The organism is Gordonia sp. ABSL11-1 (genome assembly GCF_030315685.1).
Taxonomy (GTDB): Bacteria; Actinomycetota; Actinomycetes; order Mycobacteriales; family Mycobacteriaceae; genus Gordonia.
This window is the reverse complement of sequence record NZ_JASXSI010000043.1, coordinates 1-16,589: the sequence shown is the minus strand read 5'-3', so window position 1 is coordinate 16,589 and position 16,589 is coordinate 1. Positions and strand designations below refer to the sequence as shown.

13 protein-coding genes and 2 pseudogenes are annotated in these 16,589 nt (G+C 67.4%); 9 read left to right on the top strand and 6 right to left on the bottom strand.

Annotation, left to right across the window (positions count from 1 at the left end; genetic code table 11):
• Positions 1–352 precede the first annotated feature (352 nt).
• Positions 353–1,843: an MDR family MFS transporter gene (locus tag QSJ19_RS25760; protein WP_286323894.1), complete on the top strand. Its 1,491-nt coding sequence runs from the start codon at positions 353–355 to the stop codon at positions 1,841–1,843.
• A gap of 46 nt (positions 1,844–1,889) precedes the next feature.
• Here QSJ19_RS25760 and QSJ19_RS25755 read toward each other — a convergent pair whose 3' ends face one another.
• Positions 1,890–3,113: an acetyl-CoA C-acetyltransferase gene (locus QSJ19_RS25755; RefSeq protein ID WP_286323893.1), complete on the bottom strand. Its 1,224-nt coding sequence runs from the start codon at positions 3,111–3,113 to the stop codon at positions 1,890–1,892.
• 10 nt (positions 3,114–3,123) lie between these two features.
• Entirely contained in the window at positions 3,124–4,062 is a 939-nt protein-coding gene (locus QSJ19_RS25750; RefSeq protein WP_286323891.1) for an SGNH/GDSL hydrolase family protein, read from the bottom strand.
• 99 nt (positions 4,063–4,161) lie between these two features.
• Between QSJ19_RS25750 and QSJ19_RS25745 the strand changes: the two genes are divergently transcribed.
• From QSJ19_RS25745 to ilvA, 3 genes are read left to right on the top strand one after another with little or no spacing between them, the layout of a single operon-like run.
• Positions 4,162–5,556, top strand: a complete 1,395-nt coding sequence (locus tag QSJ19_RS25745) for a cystathionine beta-synthase (protein ID WP_286323890.1) — start codon at positions 4,162–4,164, stop codon at positions 5,554–5,556.
• Positions 5,557–5,563: 7 nt separating this feature from the next.
• The gene (locus tag QSJ19_RS25740) at positions 5,564–6,736 is read left to right on the top strand and encodes a cystathionine gamma-synthase (protein WP_286323888.1); all 1,173 of its coding nucleotides are present in this window, start codon (positions 5,564–5,566) and stop codon (positions 6,734–6,736) included.
• A gap of 13 nt (positions 6,737–6,749) precedes the next feature.
• Positions 6,750–7,949 carry a threonine ammonia-lyase gene (gene ilvA / locus QSJ19_RS25735; protein WP_286323895.1) on the top strand — a complete coding sequence of 400 codons (1,200 nt, stop codon included), beginning with the start codon at positions 6,750–6,752 and terminating at the stop codon, positions 7,947–7,949.
• 20 nt (positions 7,950–7,969) lie between these two features.
• On the opposite strand, the gene QSJ19_RS25730 is transcribed toward ilvA, so the two are convergent.
• Positions 7,970–8,488, bottom strand: a complete 519-nt coding sequence (locus QSJ19_RS25730) for an SRPBCC family protein (protein ID WP_286323887.1) — start codon at positions 8,486–8,488, stop codon at positions 7,970–7,972.
• Between the two features lie 38 nt (positions 8,489–8,526).
• Here QSJ19_RS25730 and QSJ19_RS25725 point away from each other — a divergent pair, with 38 nt between their 5' ends.
• Positions 8,527–11,802, top strand: coding sequence for an AfsR/SARP family transcriptional regulator (locus QSJ19_RS25725; protein ID WP_286323886.1), 3,276 nt, complete (start codon positions 8,527–8,529; stop codon positions 11,800–11,802).
• A gap of 8 nt (positions 11,803–11,810) precedes the next feature.
• On the opposite strand, the gene QSJ19_RS25720 is transcribed toward QSJ19_RS25725, so the two are convergent.
• The 3 genes from QSJ19_RS25720 to QSJ19_RS25710 all read right to left on the bottom strand — a co-directional run bounded on the left by QSJ19_RS25720 (position 11,811) and on the right by QSJ19_RS25710 (position 14,102).
• Complete coding sequence (locus QSJ19_RS25720) at positions 11,811–12,647, bottom strand: ABC transporter permease (RefSeq protein ID WP_286323885.1); 837 nt, start codon at positions 12,645–12,647, stop codon at positions 11,811–11,813.
• The gene (locus QSJ19_RS25715) at positions 12,647–13,657 is read right to left on the bottom strand and encodes an ATP-binding cassette domain-containing protein (RefSeq protein ID WP_286323884.1); all 1,011 of its coding nucleotides are present in this window, start codon (positions 13,655–13,657) and stop codon (positions 12,647–12,649) included. Before QSJ19_RS25715 ends, QSJ19_RS25720 begins: the two co-directional genes overlap by 1 nt.
• 124 nt (positions 13,658–13,781) lie before the next feature.
• On the bottom strand, positions 13,782–14,102 hold the full coding sequence (locus QSJ19_RS25710) for an SDR family oxidoreductase (RefSeq protein ID WP_286323883.1): 321 nt from the start codon (positions 14,100–14,102) through the stop codon (positions 13,782–13,784).
• Positions 14,103–15,045: 943 nt separating this feature from the next.
• Between QSJ19_RS25710 and QSJ19_RS25705 the strand changes: the two genes are divergently transcribed.
• From QSJ19_RS25705 to QSJ19_RS25690, 4 genes and pseudogenes are all read left to right on the top strand, one after another.
• A complete protein-coding gene (locus QSJ19_RS25705; RefSeq protein ID WP_286323882.1) occupies positions 15,046–15,288 on the top strand; it encodes an AbrB/MazE/SpoVT family DNA-binding domain-containing protein in 243 nt (80 codons plus the stop codon).
• Positions 15,285–15,665 carry a type II toxin-antitoxin system VapC family toxin gene (locus QSJ19_RS25700; RefSeq protein WP_286323881.1) on the top strand — a complete coding sequence of 127 codons (381 nt, stop codon included), beginning with the start codon at positions 15,285–15,287 and terminating at the stop codon, positions 15,663–15,665. The genes QSJ19_RS25705 and QSJ19_RS25700 overlap by 4 nt, the downstream gene beginning before the upstream one ends.
• A 50-nt stretch (positions 15,666–15,715) precedes the next feature.
• Positions 15,716–16,087 (top strand): annotated as a pseudogene (locus QSJ19_RS25695) (DUF4352 domain-containing protein); the annotation flags it as partial.
• Between the two features lie 179 nt (positions 16,088–16,266).
• A pseudogene (locus QSJ19_RS25690) lies at positions 16,267–16,589 on the top strand (DUF222 domain-containing protein); the annotation flags it as partial.

Genomic DNA, 16,589 nt, shown 5'->3' with positions numbered 1-16,589 from the left:
ACCGGGGGCCCGGGCCCGCACCCGATGCAACGTCAACCAACCCGGCAACCCCAAACACCAAAACAACAAACCCCGACGGCCCCTATTTCAGCAGTCTCCTAGACGAACCCGTCCCGAGAAACCCCGCGCCACATCGTCGGCGCGGGGTTTTCCGTTGTTCGGGGAAATCGGTGAGGGGGTGTGCCGTCCGCCGAAAAATCCCCTCGCGCGATGTCGGCAGGGCTTGATAGCGTTCCGGTTCATGTGGTGAGCGCGCTGAGACAGACGATGAGTTTTCCCGTCGTCCCCGGTCAACCCATCCGACGCCGTCGCCCGGCAGGGCGATGCCACCTCGTACCCGAAGGAACTCTCCGTGACCGCTGCACACTCACCCGAGGCCGCCGACGACACCATCTCGCGGCAGAACCTCCTGCTGATCGGCGTGCTCCTCGTCGCGTCGTTCGTGGTCATCCTCAACGAGACCGTCATGAGCATCGCGATCCCGGTGCTGCAACGAGATCTCGACGTCCCACCCAGTGTCGGGCAATGGCTGACGACCGCGTTCATGCTGACGATGGCCGTCGTGATCCCGCTGACCGGTTTCCTCATCCAGAGCGCCGGTACCCGCACCCTGTTCGTCGTCGCGATGTCGGCGTTCAGCGCGGGAACCGTGATCGCCTTCTTCGCACCGGGATTCGAGGTGTTGCTCGTCGCGCGGGTCATTCAGGCGATCGGCACCGCGATCATGCTGCCGCTGCTCATGACGACGGTGATGACCGTGGTCCCCGAACATCGGCGCGGCGTCATGATGGGCAACATCTCCGTCGTCATCGCGGTCGCTCCGGCGTTGGGACCCACGGTGTCCGGATTCATCCTCGATCACTTCGGCTGGCGGTGGATCTTCGGGTTCGTCACCCCGATCGCGGTTGCCGCGCTGATCCTCGGGGCCGTGCTCGTCCGGCCTGTCGGCGAGCGGGTGTCGACTCCCATCGACTATCTGTCGGTCCCGCTGGCCGTGCTCGGTTTCGGCGGACTCGTCTACGGCCTGGCCGGCATCGGTGAGTCGGCGGAGTCGGATGCCGCGGTGCCGGTATGGGTTCCGTTCGTGGTCGGTGTCCTTGCCCTGTCCGCGTTCATCGTCCGGCAACTCGTGCTGCAGCGCAGCGATCGGGCTCTTCTCGATCTGCGGGTGTTCCGGTCCCGGCAGTTCTCGCTGTCGATGGGGGCCATGGTCGTCGCGATGGCGACCATGCTCGGCACGTTCATCGTCGTGCCGTACTTCGCGCAGACGGTCCTCGGGCTCGATCCGCTCACGACCGGCCTGCTCACCCTGCCGGGTGGTCTGATCATGGGTCTCGCGGGTCCGATCGTCGGACGGATCTACGACACCCACGGTCCGCGGGTGTTGGCGATCCCGGGCACGATCATCGTCAGCATCGGTGTGTGGATGCTGGTGTTCGTCAGCCCGTCGACTTCGCTGTGGTGGTTGCTCGGCGCGAATGCGCTCCTCTGCCTTGGGCTCTCGGCCACCTTCACGCCGCTGATGACGTTGGGCCTGGGCTCTGTCGAGCCGCGTTTGTACTCACACGGGTCCGCCGTGTTGGGCACGTTCCAGCAGGTGGCCGGCGCCGCGGGAACGGCTCTGTTCATCACCGTGATGACCGTCGTGTCGACGGCCGACCGCGAGGTCGGCGTCGCGGAGGCGGAGGCGATCAGCCATGGCGTACAACGGGTCTTCACCGTCGCCGGTGTGCTCAGCTTTGTCTTGATCGCCGTCGTGCTGTTCGTCCGCAAGCCCGACGATCCGGCAGCACGGAATGTCGAGTCGCCGGACGAGCACGCGGAGCTACCCGAGCCGGTCTGACCCGGGCTTGGCCCGCGGGAGTGGTGGCGGGTGATGCCCGCGGTGGTCAGCTGAGGCGCTCGAGCACCATCGCCATGCCCTGACCGCCACCCACACACATCGACTCGATGCCGAAGGTCTTGTCGTGGGTCTGCAGGTTGTTGAGGAGGGTGGTGGTGATGCGGGCACCGGTCATGCCGAACGGGTGGCCGAGCGCGATGGCACCGCCGGAGACGTTGAGCTTGTCGTGGTCGATGCCGAGTTCGGCGGCCGAGCCGAGCACCTGCACGGCGAACGCCTCGTTGATCTCGACGAGATCGATGTCCGAGATCGACATGCCCGAGATCCGGAGTACCTTGCGGATCGCCTCGATCGGGCCCAGACCCATGATCTCCGGCGACAAGCCGGTGGCGGCGGTCGCCACGACGCGGGCGAGCGGTGTCAGGCCCAGTTCCTTGGCCTTGGTGTCGCTCATGACGACCAGCGCCGCAGCGCCGTCGTTGAGTGGGCAGGCATTGCCCGCGGTGATCGTCCCGTCCGGACGGAACACCGGCTTGAGTTGGCTGACCTTCTCGTAGGTGGTACCGGCGCGCGGTCCGTCGTCGGTGGTGACACTGGTGCCGTCGGGCAGGACGACGGGGTCGATCTCACGCTCGAAGAAGCCGGCTTTGATCGCGTCCTCGGCGCGGTTCTGGCTGAGCACACCCCAGCGGTCCTGGTCCTCGCGCGAGATGCCGGTGAAGCTCGCGACGTTCTCCGCGGTCTGACCCATCGCGATGTAGACGTCCGGGATAAGGCCGTCCTGGCGTGGATCATGCCACGCCGGTGCTCCGCCCTCGGCAGACTTCTCGGTCCGGGCCATCGCCTCGTCGAACACCGGGTTCTTCGAGTCGGGGGCACCGTCGGCGCCGCCGGAGATCCCGAAGCTCGAGACACTCTCGACGCCACCGGAGATGAGGACGTCGGCCTCGCCCGCCTTGATCGCGTGCAGGGCCATGCGGGTCGTCTGCAGCGAGGACGAACAGTAACGGTTGACCGTCACTCCCGGCACGTGGTCGAGGCCGAGCTCGACGGCGATGACGCGGCCGATGTTGTACCCGCCCTGACCTCCGGGCTGGCCGATGCCCCAGTGGATGTCCTCGATGTCGGCGGCGTCGAGCGCCGGCACCTTGGCCAGTGCGGCGGAGACCATCTGACGGGAGAGCTCGTCGGGGCGCACGTCTTTGAGGGATCCCTTGCCGGCACGGCCGATCGGGGAGCGGGCATGGGCGACGATGACTGCTTCAGGCATGGCAGTCAGATTACTCCCTAGCACTTGCTTGGTCCGCCTGGCGTCCGATGAGTCTGCGTGCCCGGCTGATCAGGCGATTCTGTTCCACTGCCTCAGACACCTCGGGCGGCTTCGGCAACGGCGCAGAACCCCATTCGCCGATGGCGGCGAGCACCTCGGGGAGCAGGATGTCGGCGGCGAGCGCATACCCGGCGGCCGACGGGTGGTACTGATCCGGCGAGAACATGTGCTCGGGTTTGGCGAGGAATTCCTTGGCGAGCAGGTCGGCCATGGGCACCGCCCGACCACCGGCCGCGCGCACCGCCCCACGCTGGGCCGACGCCAGCTGCAGGCCCCATCGCCGCAACACCGACCGCAGCGGCTGCGGGATCGCGGTGATCACCCCGAAGTCGGGGCAGGTGCCGACGACGACCGCGGCGCCGTTGCGGACCAGGAGGTCCACGGCCTCGCCGAGACGTCGCGCCGACGACCGGATGCCGTTCGACGCGGTCACGTCGTTCGCGCCGATCAGGATGACCGCGACGTCGGGATGCTCCCGGGTGATGAGCATTGCGTCGATCTGCGCGGCGAGCCCCTTCGACGTGGCGCCGACGATCGCCTTGTTCGCGTAACGGATGGTCTTACCGGTCTCGGCGGCCACCCGCCGCACCACCTGCACGCCGGGTGTCTGATCGGCGGTGTCGGCTCCCAGACCGGCCGCTGTCGAGTCGCCGAAGACGACCAGGTAGAGGTCGACGGCGCTGTCCCTCGTGTAGCGATGCGGGCCGGTCCCGTCGGGCCGGTACACACCATCGCCGTTCGGGGCGTCGTCGGTGCGATGCGGGATGACGGTCCGGGCCTCGGCGGCCTGGTTGTTCAGATAGTTGTATGCGGCCCAGGAGGCGCCGGCGCTCGCCGCGGTGGCGGCCACCGTCGCGCCGACGTCGCGGAGGAGACGAGTGCTGTCCATGGCGTGCCGACTAACCGAAACCTGGCGACCTGAACTCGGACACGGCTGCCAGCTTAGTCCGGCTTCCCGCCGATTCCGCGCCTCTGGGACGATGGACACATGCGCATCGCTGATCATGTCGTGGACCTGGTGGGTAACACCCCGCTGGTCAAGCTCAACTCGGTGACCACACCCGGCGCGGGACTGGTCGCGGCCAAGATCGAATACCTGAACCCCGGCGGCAGCAGCAAGGACCGCATCGCCGTGCGCATGGTCGATGCGGCCGAGGAATCCGGCGCGCTCAAGCCCGGCGGGACCATCGTCGAACCCACCTCGGGCAACACCGGTGTGGGGCTCGCGCTCGTCGCGCAGCAGCGCGGCTATCACTGCGTGTTCGTGTGCCCCGACAAGGTGGGTGAGGACAAACGCAACGTATTACGCGCCTACGGCGCCGAGGTCGTCGTCTGCCCGACCGCGGTGCCGCCGGATCATCCCGACAGCTACTACAGTGTTTCCGATCGCCTCGTCCGTGAGATCGACGGCGCGTGGAAGCCCGATCAGTACTCGAACCCCGCGGGCCCGCAGAGCCACTACGAGACCACCGGCCCGGAGATCTGGGCCGACACCGACGGCACGGTGACGCACTTCGTCGCCGGCGTCGGCACCGGCGGGACCATCACCGGCACCGGCCGCTACCTCAAGGAGGTCTCCGACGGGAAGGTGAAGGTCGTCGGAGTGGATCCGGAGGGCTCGGTCTACTCCGGCGGCACCGGCCGTCCCTATCTCGTCGAGGGCGTCGGCGAGGACTTCTGGCCCAGCGCCTACGACCCGTCCATCCCGGACGAGATCATCGCCGTCTCCGACGCCGACTCGTTCGACATGACCCGCCGTCTGGCCCGGGAGGAGGGGCTTCTCGTCGGTGGATCGTGCGGCATGGCCGTCGTCGCCGCCCTGCAGGTCGCCGAGCGCGAGGGTCCGGACGCGGTCGTGGTGGTCCTGCTGCCCGACGGTGGCCGCGGCTACCTCGGCAAGATCTTCAACGACAAGTGGATGAGCAGCTACGGCTTTCTGCGCACCCGGCTCGACGGGAAGGCCAAGGAGCCGTTGGTCGGCGACGTGCTGCGCGGCAAGACCGGTGCGCTGCCGGACCTGGTGCACACCCACCCGTCGGAGACCTTGCGGGACGCGGTCGAGATCCTCCGTGAGTACGGCGTCTCGCAGATGCCCGTCGTCGGCGCCGAGCCGCCCGTGATGGCCGGTGAGGTGGCCGGGGCCGTCACCGAACGCGATCTGCTCAGCGCGGTCTTCGAGGGCCGCGCGAGTCTTGCGGACCCGGTGTCGGCACACATGGGGGACCCCTTCCCGCTCATCGGGTCCGGCGAACCGGTGTCCGCCGCGACCAAGGCGCTGTCGGAATCCGATGCGTTGATGGTCGTCGACGACGGCAAGCCGGTCGGCGTCATCACCCGCCACGACCTGCTGGCCTTCGTCAGCAACCACCCGATCGTCGGATAGGAGAATCATGAGCGAGCAGCGCAGCGCAGCCGATCAGTCCCGCTGGCAGGGATTCTCGACGCAGGCCATCCACGCCGGATATGAGCCCGACCCACAGACCGGTGCGGTGAACGTCCCGATCTACGCCAGTTCCACCTTCGCCCAGGACGGCGTCGGCGGTCTCCGCGACGGATTCGAGTACGCGCGCACGGGCAACCCGACGCGACGGGTTCTCGAGGCCAACCTCGCGGCGCTGGAACAGGGTTCGTACGGACGCGGATTCGCCTCCGGGATGTCGGCGACCGACGCGCTCCTGCGGGCGACGCTGCGACCCGGTGACCATCTTGTCATCCCGAACGACGCCTACGGCGGCACGTTCCGCTTGATCGACAAGGTCTTCTCGCAGTGGGGGATCACCTACTCGGTGGCGCCGGTGTCCGACGTCGACGCGGTCCGCGCGGCCATCACCCCGGCGACCAAGCTGGTGTGGATCGAGACCCCGACCAATCCGCTGCTCAACGTCGGCGACATCGAGGCGATCGCCGGTGTCGCGCACGAGGCGGGGGCGAAGCTGGTGGTGGACAACACCTTCGCGTCGCCATACCTGCAGCAGCCACTGGTGATCGGTGCCGACGTGGTCCTGCACTCGACCACGAAGTATCTCGGCGGGCATTCGGATGTGGTCGGTGGGGCGCTGGTCACCAACAGTGAGGAGATCGACGAGGCCGTCGCGTTCCTGCAGAACGGTGCGGGCGCGGTCCCCGGTCCCTTCGACGCCTACCTCACGATGCGCGGCATCAAGACGCTGGCGGTGCGCATGGACCGCCACTGCGACAACGCCGAGCAGGTCGTCGACTACCTGTCGTCGCATCCGAAGATCGACTCGGTCCTCTATCCGGGTCTCGCGGAGCATCCCGGTCACGAGGTCGCGGGCAAGCAGATGCGCCGCTTCGGCGGCATGGTGTCCGTGCGGGTCAAGGGCGGACAGGTTGCGGCCCAGGACTTCTGCGCGCGCACCGAGGTGTTCACGCTGGCCGAGTCGCTGGGCGGGATCGAGTCGCTCATCGAACATCCGGGCGCCATGACGCATGCGTCGACGGCCGGGTCGTTGCTGGAGGTGCCGGCCGACCTGGTCCGCCTGTCGGTGGGGATCGAGGACATCGCCGATCTTCTCGGTGATCTCGAGAACGCGCTCGGCTGAGCAGCGCCGCACCATGGTGGTGACCTGGGACGAGATCGACGCCGCGGCGGCGTCATTGGCGAAGGTCATGCGCCGGACACCGATGATCGCGTCGCGCGTGTTGTCGGAGCGGGGTGACTGCGAGGTCTGGCTGAAGTGTGAGAACCTCCAGCGCACAGGATCGTTCAAGCCCCGCGGCGCCTACAACCGGATCTCCCGGCTGTCCGCCGACGAACGTGCTCGCGGTGTCGTGGCGGCCAGTGCGGGCAACCATGCGCAGGGGGTCGCCTGGTCGGCGACGCAACTCGGCATCTCCTCCCGGGTGTACATGCCGCGAGGTGCGGCTCTGCCGAAGATCGCCGCCACGAAGGCCTATGGGGCCGAGGTGATCCTCGACGGCTCGACGGTCGACGAGGCACTCGTCGCGGCTCGGGCCTTCGCCGACGAGACGGGCGCGGTGCTGATCCACCCGTTCGATCATCCCGACATCGTCGCCGGCCAGGCGACGGTCGGTGCCGAGATCCTCGAGCAGATGCCCGACGTCGACGCCATCGTCGTACCGCTCGGCGGCGGCGGGCTGCTGGCCGGAATCGCTGCCGCGGTCAAGCAACGTCGGCCCGACGTCACGATCGTCGGCGTGCAGGCCGCACAGGCGGCGGCCTGGCCGCAGTCGCTGGCCGACGGGCATCCGGTCGCGCTGACGGCGATGAACACGATGGCCGACGGCATCGCGGTCGCCCGGCCCGGAGACGTGCCGTTCGAGCACATCTCCGATTTGGTCGACTCGATCGTCACGGTCAGCGAAGAGGCACTCAGCACCGCCCTGCTGCTGATGCTCGAACGCGCGAAACTCGTCGTCGAACCCGCCGGGGCGGCAGCGGTCGCGGCCCTCACGACGGGCACACTCGACCTGTCCGGGAAGGTGTGCGTCGTCGTGTCGGGCGGCAACATCGATCCCTTGTTGCTCAGTCATGTGACCACGCACGGGTTGACCGCCGCCGGCCGGTTCCTGACGGTGACGGCGACCGTCTCCGACCGGCCCGGCGGGCTGATCGCGCTGCTGGAGTTGCTCCGCGATCGTGGTGCCAGCGTCGTCGACGTCGTGCACTCACGTGTCGCCGACGACCTCTATCTCGACGAGGTACAGGTGACCGTGAGTGTCGAGACGCGCGGACCCGAGCATCAGCGCGAGGTGCGGCGGGCGCTGTCGGATGCGGGCTTCCTGCGGTCCTGAGGTCAGTTCTGTGTGTCAGCTCAGGTCTGCGGTGCCAGTGTCGCGAAATGGCGGACCGTGTCGGTCTCGACGGTCTTGAACACCGTCGACGCGGTCGGTCCGGAGAATGCGGTGACGGCCTTCGCGGACGTCGCGAGCTCGAGTGCGAAAAGCCAGATGAGGCGGCAGCCGACGTCGGCCGGACGGATCTCGGTCAATTCGCCGAATCTCCGCAATCCGGGTGTCGAGGCGGTCACCGCGTGAAAGGCGTTGCGGTAGTTGCCGGTCGTCTCGTCGGTGTCCCAGACGAAGAAATGCTCCGACAGCCCGGCGAAACCCGGACCGAGCGACGCCTTGCGGGTGGTGCCCACGCCGTATGGCGGTGGTGAGGTGAACTCGATGGATTTGATTGCGCGACACCAGTCGAGCGTGTTCTGCCGGGTGAGTTCGGCCCACGCCCGCCGCGGCGAGACAGGCAGGTTCACGTCGATCCGGTAGGTGATCGGAGCGGTGTCGAAGAAGTCGAGGTCGATGGCCTCGAGTGGGTAGCTGCGCGCCATGGATCCATTCAAACACGGGGTGGGGCTAACCTGACGGGGTGTCCGCGCCCGACAACCCAACAGTGATCGGCCTGCTCGGGCCCGTGGCGGTGGGGACGGTCGACACTCCGGAGCGCCTCGTCCCGGTGCCCGGGGTGCGCGCACGCCGACTGCTCGTGTCGCTGGCGCTCGCCGATGGACGCGCGCGCTCCACCGAACGCCTCATCGCCGACGTCTGGGGCGAAGAACCGCCGAAGTCGCCGATGTCGGCGCTGCACACGCAGATCTCGCGGCTGCGCCCGTTGCTCGGCGGCGGCCGACTCGAGGGTGTCGGCAACGGATATCGCCTCGTCGGTTGCCGGACCGACCTGGAGATCGTGGCGTCTTTGATCGAGGTCGGTGGTGCCGTAGCGCTTGCGTCCGCCGCATCGTGGTGGCGGGGTGTACCGGGTGACGACCTGGCCGACGACGGGATGGTCGGGCTCGACGACGATCTCCGTGCGCGGGCCGACCGGTTGCGGGAGGCGCTCGATCAGCGTCGGGTGGTCATGGCTCTGGCCTCCGGCGACCACGCCACCGCGCGGGAGATCGCCGACCGCCGTTGTCGGGCCGACCCGTTGGACGAGTCGGCGCACGTGGATCTCATGCGGGCACTCGCCGGCGAAGGCCGCGTCGCCGACGCACTATCGGTGTTCGCGAGGCTGCGGCGCGCACTGTCCGAACAACTCGGCGTCGACCCGGGTCCACAGGCGGTGGAACTCAACGGCGAACTGGTGCGCGGTGGGAGCGTTGCACCGGCGAACGGTGGACCCGAGGCGCCGATATCGCCGCCCGCCCCGAGGCGGGCTCGCGCGGTCGGGCTGGTGGGCGAGACGTCGGACCTGATCGGCCGCGACGACGACATCGCGGCCATCGTCGACCTCTTCGACGACCATCGGTTGGTGACCGTGCAGGGCCCCGGGGGCGTCGGGAAGACGCGCGTCGCACATCGGGTGGGTGACGCGCTCGCCGAGGCCGGGCGGCCGGTCTTCTATGTGCCGCTGGCCCCCATCCGCAACGACGACGATGTCGTCGCCGCGATCGCCGCCGCACTCGGCGTGGGGGAGACCGAGATCGGCAGCGGCGCACGGCCGCGGGTCGCGGTCGGCGATCTCGCGGATCGTCTCGTCGATGCCGTGCGCGGCCAGCGCGCCGTGATCATCCTCGACAACTGCGAGCAGGTCATCGAGAGGTGTGCCCGGGTGGTGGCCGATCTCCTTGCCGCCGAGCCCGCACTCTCCGTCCTCACGACCAGCCGGTCGCCGCTGCTGCTCGCCGCCGAACGGATCTTCCTGTTGCCGGTGCTCGATGTGGGGGTGCGCGGCTCCGCGGTCGAGTTGTTCGAGCGCCGTGCTCGCGCGATCCGCCCGGATGCCCATCTGCCACGCGGCGAGGTCGCCGATCTGTGCCGACATCTCGACGGTCTGCCGCTCGCGATCGAGCTGGCCGCTGCGCGAATCCGGACGATGACGGTCGCCGAGATCTCACGACGACTGGCCGAGCGGTTCGCATTGCTGCGCGGCGCCGACCGCACCGCCCCCGATCGGCACCGCACCCTCTATGCGGTCATCGAATGGAGTTGGGATCTGCTAGATGCCGACGCACAGGCGGCGATGCGGCGCCTCTGTCGCTTCCCGGCAGGATTCACCACTGATGCAGCGGCGGTTGTGATCGGGCACAGCGGATTCCGGCTCGACGACATCCTCGAGGCGCTCGTGAACCAGTCGCTGCTCACGGTGACCGAGACCGACGGACACATCCGATACCGGATGCTGGAGATGGTCCGGGAGTTCGGTGAGGAGATGCTCACCCGACCCGACGAACCGACCGAGTCCGACCACGTCGACCGTGCGATGGCTCGCTGGGCACGTGGTTTCGCCGGGACGGCCGAACAGCGTTACGACCTCGCCGTCGACGACCGGTTGTTCGACTGGATCGCCGCCGACGTCGAGAATCTCGTATGGGTGTTGCGGCGGAGCGCCGAACGCGTTCTCCGCGGGGGTGATCCGGAAGCGGTCGACACCGTGGTGTCCGTCTTCCCGGTTCTCAGCGGATTCTGGATGGTCCGTGGTCTGCACGGCGAGGTGATGTCCTGGGGCGCCCGGATCATCGCCGTGTTGCCCACGCCGAGAACCGATCTCGACGACGCGATGAGACGTCGGTGGCAGTTCACCGTCCTCGCGTCGATGGCACACCTGTTGTTGCGGCGCGAGTACCGGTGGGTGGCCACGGGACGCTACTACCTGCGCCGGCTTCATCGGCCGGAACGGGTGTTCGACGAACCGACCGAACTGTTGTCGGCCTGCGCGCTGTGCCGGTCGCCGGTCGGTGCCATGCGTTACGTGTCCCGGGCCACCCGGGTCTCGAACGAGGACGTCCGGACCGCGGCCTTGTCGATCCGGATGAATGCTCGTGAGAATTACGGAAATCTCGATCGCGCGCTGTCCGACGGCATCGCACTGCTCGGGATCGGGCGTGACCACCGCAACTCATGGATGTCGGGCATGACCCAGGTGACGATCGGGAGCCTGTACGGGCAACGGGCGATGTGGGGCCCTGCGGTCGGCTACTACCGCGGGGGGATCGCCGATCTGGCACGGCTGGGCGCGCGCGACGAGGAACAGCAGATCCGCTGCTATCTGGTCGCGACGCTTGTCGCGCTGGGACGACTCGACGAGGCCGAACGGGAACTGGAGGTGGCCGCGGAGGGCTGGGGTCCAGAGGATCCCAACCCGCAGGGCAACCCGGAGGTCATCGGCGCGATGATGCTCGGCCGCGCCGAACTCGAGCAGGCCCGGGGCAACACCGCAATCGCTGGCGAGATCTATTGGCGGGCTGCAGATCTGATCAAGAACAATCATCCACTCGGTGCGCAGGATCCGGGCATGGTCATGTTGATCAGTGTGTCGGTCATCGGCATCGTCCGGGCCGGGGACGTCGGCGCGGCGGAGGAGTTCCTCGCGCTGCTCGCCGACGGGATCGGCCAGACCTTCGGTGCGCTCGGATGGCAGGACCGGCCGCAGGCGGGTGCGATGGCGATGGCCGCCGGATACCTGATGTGTGCCGGCGACCGGAACGCCTCCGACGGGCCATGGCTTCTCTCACTGTCGACGAGACTGGGGGCGCGACAGGACTATCCGTCACTGCACCAGGTGTACTCGTCCATGCCCACCATCTCGGGCCTGTCCATGCGGGATTGGGATGCGTTGTCGGCCCGGGCACGAGCGCTGACACGGCGCCAGGCGGTGGACGAGGTCCGAATCCGCCTGGCGCCGTGGGGGAGTACTGGAGTCTAGCGCATCCCTCAGGTGTTGCGCATGTAAGCGCGGACGGCCAGCGGCGCGAACACCGCGGTGATCACGGCAGCCCCGATGAGCGCCCACAGCACGTGGATGCTCGCGTGACCGCCTGCGGTGAGATCGCGTACCGCGGTGACGATGTGGCTGACCGGGTTGATCTTGACGAAGGCCTGCAGCCAGCCCGGCATGGTGTCCACCGGGACGAAGGCGTTCGACATGAACGTGAGCGGGAACAGGATCAGCATCGAGACGCCCTGCACGGCGGACGCCTTGCTCATGAGGCAGCCCATCAGGGCGAAGATCCACGAGACGGCGAAGCTGCACACGATGATCAGCAGCGCCGCCGCGATCGTGCCCCACGCGTCGGGACGCCAGCCCATGATCAGGCCCATCACGATGGTCAGCGTGGTGGCGATGAGATACCGGATCATGTCGGCCATCAGAGCGCCCGCCAGCGGGCTGATCCGGGCGATCGGTAAAGATCGGAATCTGTCGAACACGCCCTTGTCCATGTCCTCACGGAGCTGGGTGCCGGTGACGATGGACGTCGTGATCACGGTTTGCACCATGATGCCCGGGATGATCACCGGGAGATACGACGACACATCGCCGCTGATCGCACCGCCGAAGATGTAGGTGAACATCACCGTGAAGATGATCGGCTGGATCGTGACGTCGAACAGCTGCTCCGGATTGTGCCGGATCTTGAGCACACCCCGATAGGCCATGGAGAACGACTGTTTCACGGTCTCGGGCAGGCTGACGGATGTCTTCGCCTGTAGGCGAGCGCTTTTCGTGGTGATGGCGGACGACGGCGCGCCACGTTCGATGGTGGTGGTCATCAGGCGACCTCCTGCTCGATGGTGTCGGCGGACGGCTCGTCCGTGAGGGACTGATCAGCGGCGGGTTTGCCGGTGATGGTGAGGAAGACCTCGTCGAGGCTGGGCTTCTGGACGGTGATCTCGTCGATCGAGATGTCGTGCTCGCGCAGGGCGATCAGCACGTCGGGGACCAGATCGGGTTGTTGTAGACCGACCGAGACGCGCGACGCCTCGGGGCTGAGGGAGGCCGGCTCGCCCAGCACGTTCTCCACGATCCGGCACACCTCCTGTGCATCGGGATGATGCTTGGGAACCAGCTGCAGAGTGCTCGCGCCGACCGATTGCTTGAGTTCGTCGGCGGTGCCGTCGGCGATGACGACGCCGTGGTCGATGACCGCGATGCGGTCGGCGAGCTGATCGGCCTCGTCGAGGTACTGAGTCGTCAACAGCACGGTCGAGCCCTGCTTCACGAGATTGCGAATGGTGTTCCACATCTGCGCACGGGTGCGGGGATCGAGTCCGGTGGTCGGCTCGTCCAGGAACAGCAGCGGGGGAGTGTCGATGAGGCTGGCAGCGAGATCGAGTCGCCGGCGCATACCGCCGGAGAAGTTCTTCAGCGGACGGTTGGCGGCCTCGGTCAGGGAGAACTCCTCGAGGAGTTCGTCGGCACGCGAACGCGCGGCGGGACGGGAGAAGCCGAGCAGTCGACCGAACAGGACCAGGTTCTGCGAGGCGGTCAGGTCCTCGTCGACCGACGCGTACTGGCCGGTGACTCCGACGAGGGAGCGCACGGCCACGGCGTCGTCGACGACGTCGTAACCGAAGACGGTGGCATGGCCTTCGTCCGGACGTAGCAGGGTTGCGAGCATGCTGACCGTCGTGGTCTTGCCGGCCCCGTTCGGGCCGAGCACGCCGTACACCGATCCTGTCGGGACGGCCAGATCCACGCCGTTGACGGCGCGAGTCGATCCGAAGTGTTTGACCAGACCGTGGGCGTCGATCGCCAGGCTGGTCGTGGTGGTTGATGTCATGCCGACGACGATGCACCGCTGCGCTGTCGTCGGGCTTGCACGGGCTTGCACGGAGCTCACGGCGGGTTGATCAGCGCTGTCGTGACCTGTCCCCGGGTGACGCCCGGGCTGCTCGACGATCGTGTCAGGCGGCGAAGCTCGAGGTCGGGAGGCCGATGTCGGTCGGGAGGTCGGCGGCGTAGCGGATCACCGAGTCGACGCGTCCCAGTCGACGTTCGACGAGCACGATGGCCTCGGCGAGCTGATCGGGGTCGTCGACGTCGGCGACCAGCGCGACGGTGTGCCCGTTGTTCCCGAGCATGAAGGGGACGGCGGCCGAGTACTGGCTGCTGACGACACCCAGCGGGATGTCGCGGCGAAACAGTGCGCGGGCGTAGTCGAGGGCGGCGGGGTCGTCGTCGAGGACCACGAGCGGGACAGTGGGTATGCGTGTGTTCTTTCTCATATCCCGAGGATGAAGCCGCAGGTTGGGGGCGATCTGGGCTGTGGCTGTGGATTGACTGTGAGCGATGGGGTTTCTTGTGGATCAAGAACGTGGCCCGCAGCTCACGACCGACCGGGGGCGGGCCCGACACGCAGCCGACCTGATCGAGCGGTTGCCCTGACCTGGATGTCGATATCGGCGATCCGGGCCACGAAAGAGGTGACGGTGGGTCTGCGCGGCGCGGCACCTCTGACCGCGTTGGGCTTCTCCGGATGCGCCCTGTTCGCTGAACCGATCGCTCGCATGGTGAGGACCCTGGATCCAGTTGTCTCCCTTCCGGCCGAGGTATCCGTCGACGGTGTGTGGTGGTCGTGCGCAGGGGTGATTGTGTCAACCTGTTTCGGCCGGGATGGTGACGATCACCGAGCGGTCCCTGCCGCCGAGCAAGCGGGAGTACCGGCGCCTCGGTCGGCCTGAGCTCCCGCCGATCACGTCGCTGTCCGTGGCTTCTGCCGCGTGACCCGTGGCGCGCGCTGTGGTTCGGTAGCGTCTGGGTCATGGGACGACGCAACCGTAAACAGGAATCGTCATGGGACCCAGAGAACGCTGCGGGGATCAGAGCCGGTCTCGCGCACGGCTTCCACCGACTCGAGCGTGAGTTGACCGCTGCGAGCGGCGAACTCGTCCGCTGGTCGACGACCTGCTCGACCGCGAGGTCGACCCGGACCCGACGCCGGCCCTGTCCGCCGCACTCATTCGATTCTTCGACCTGCTGGCAGAGATTCGGTCCCGCGAGCAGGTCGACGTCACCGACCACGTTCTTCCTGCGGCGCGTTGAACGTACGTGAAGGCCGGGTGGCCGGAACTGGAACCGCTGCAGTCGGTGTCGGTGGTGTCGCTCAAGTAGGTCTGCTCGTCGCACCGCGATGTGGCATGTTCTGGCCATGAGTGGCACCATTGGTGAATGGATGCCACGATTGTCATGGGGAAACAGGGGCGAGTTGTCATACCTGCCGAGTTGCGGGCCGAGCTGAGCCTGGCCGAGGGTGACGTTCTCCACGTCCAGCGGCGTGGCCGACGCCTCGTGATCGAGCGACCCGGCGACGCCGGGGATGAGCTTCGCGGACTGCTCACAGCCACCTCCAGCGGTCGCTCGCTGGTGGAAGAGTTGTTGGCCGAGAGGCTGGCCGAATCCGCGGCCGAATGACCGTCCTCGATGCGTCCGCAGTGCTGGCGCTCCTGAATGACGAGCCCGGAGCAGACGTGGTTCGCGACGAACTGGCCGGGGCGCTGCTCAGTGCGGCGAACCTCGCCGAGGTTCTCGGGAAGGTTGTCGACGTTGACGCCGACATGCGTGAGGTGGCCGATCTGCTCAAGGCGGCCGGCGTTCACATCGTTCCTCTGTCGTCCGCGGATGCCGAACTGGCGGCCGCATATCGCTCGGTGGCCGGTGGACGTTCGCTGTCGCTGGGCGACAGGTGTTGTCTCGCGTTGGCCGCGCGCAGTCAGCCGTCTGTTGTCCTGACGGCCGACCGCGCGTGGGCGGATCTGGATGTACCAGTGGAGGTTCGCCTCATCAGGTGAGTGTTGGCCTGCACGAAAGTTGATGCCGCGCAAACCGGGCGCTCAGTACGTTCGAGTTCGTCGTGACAGGCGTCGAGAAAGGGCTCGCGAGTGTGGGGGACAATCCGTACCTGACGGAGAAGCCGCAGGGACAGTTCGTGATCGTCAGCATGACGGTCAAGAACATCGGTGATCGGCCTCAGGGATTCTCGCCGAGTAATCAGAAGATGCTCGACGCCCAGGGACGCAGCTTCGAGTCCGACACGTCCGCGCAGATCGCCGTCGACAGCGACAGCACAGATGTCGCAGTGTGGGACAACATCAACCCGGGCAACGCAGTTCAGGTCCGGGTGGTCTACGACATGCCGGTCGACGCCGTGCCCGCCGTCGTCGAAGTCCACGACTCGATGTTCTCCGGCGGCGAGAAGGTGTCGCTGACGTAACACCTGTGACGTTCCGCGGAACGCGTTGGAGCCCGCCCGCTTCGCGTTCCGCGGAACGTTTGTGTCGGTGGTCGTCGATAGTGTTCGGGTAGTTGTATTCGACCTGCTGGGGGGCTGTCGTGACTGCTGCTGTGTCTTCTGCCGTGACGTCTTCTGCGGCGCCGGATTCGTCGTCGACGATGTTCGAGCGGTGCGTGGTGGGTGAGTTGATCGATGCGCAACTGCGTGAACGGGTGGTGGGCTTTGCCGGGCAGATCGCGGCGCTGACCGCACAGTTCTTGGAGATCTTGGCCGAGTTCGACGACCGCCACGCCTGGAGTGGTGAAGGCATTCTGTCGTGCGCGCACTGGTTGTCGTGGCGGGCGGGGTTGTCGCTGCGCACCGGCGCAGGAGCAGCTGCGGGTGGCCCATGCCCTGACCGAGGTGCCCGACATTCGGCAGGCCTTCGCCCAGGGGCGCCTGTCGTATTCGAAAGTGCGTGCGTTGACCAGGGTGGCCACCC

What these genes read in the sequence shown, in the direction of transcription:
- QSJ19_RS25755 (WP_286323893.1), bottom strand. Translation starts at nt 3,113, where the DNA reads ATGCCTGAAGCAGTCATCGTCGCCCATGCCCGCTCCCCGATCGGCCGT.
- QSJ19_RS25750 (WP_286323891.1), bottom strand. Translation starts at nt 4,062, where the DNA reads ATGGACAGCACTCGTCTCCTCCGCGACGTCGGCGCGACGGTGGCCGCC.
- QSJ19_RS25745 (WP_286323890.1), top strand. Translation starts at nt 4,162, where the DNA reads ATGCGCATCGCTGATCATGTCGTGGACCTGGTGGGTAACACCCCGCTG.
- QSJ19_RS25740 (WP_286323888.1), top strand. Translation starts at nt 5,564, where the DNA reads ATGAGCGAGCAGCGCAGCGCAGCCGATCAGTCCCGCTGGCAGGGATTC.
- ilvA (WP_286323895.1), top strand. Translation starts at nt 6,750, where the DNA reads ATGGTGGTGACCTGGGACGAGATCGACGCCGCGGCGGCGTCATTGGCG.
- QSJ19_RS25730 (WP_286323887.1), bottom strand. Translation starts at nt 8,488, where the DNA reads ATGGCGCGCAGCTACCCACTCGAGGCCATCGACCTCGACTTCTTCGAC.
- QSJ19_RS25720 (WP_286323885.1), bottom strand. Translation starts at nt 12,647, where the DNA reads ATGACCACCACCATCGAACGTGGCGCGCCGTCGTCCGCCATCACCACG.
- QSJ19_RS25715 (WP_286323884.1), bottom strand. Translation starts at nt 13,657, where the DNA reads ATGACATCAACCACCACGACCAGCCTGGCGATCGACGCCCACGGTCTG.
- QSJ19_RS25710 (WP_286323883.1), bottom strand. Translation starts at nt 14,102, where the DNA reads ATGAGAAAGAACACACGCATACCCACTGTCCCGCTCGTGGTCCTCGAC.
- QSJ19_RS25705 (WP_286323882.1), top strand. Translation starts at nt 15,046, where the DNA reads ATGGATGCCACGATTGTCATGGGGAAACAGGGGCGAGTTGTCATACCT.
- QSJ19_RS25700 (WP_286323881.1), top strand. Translation starts at nt 15,285, where the DNA reads ATGACCGTCCTCGATGCGTCCGCAGTGCTGGCGCTCCTGAATGACGAG.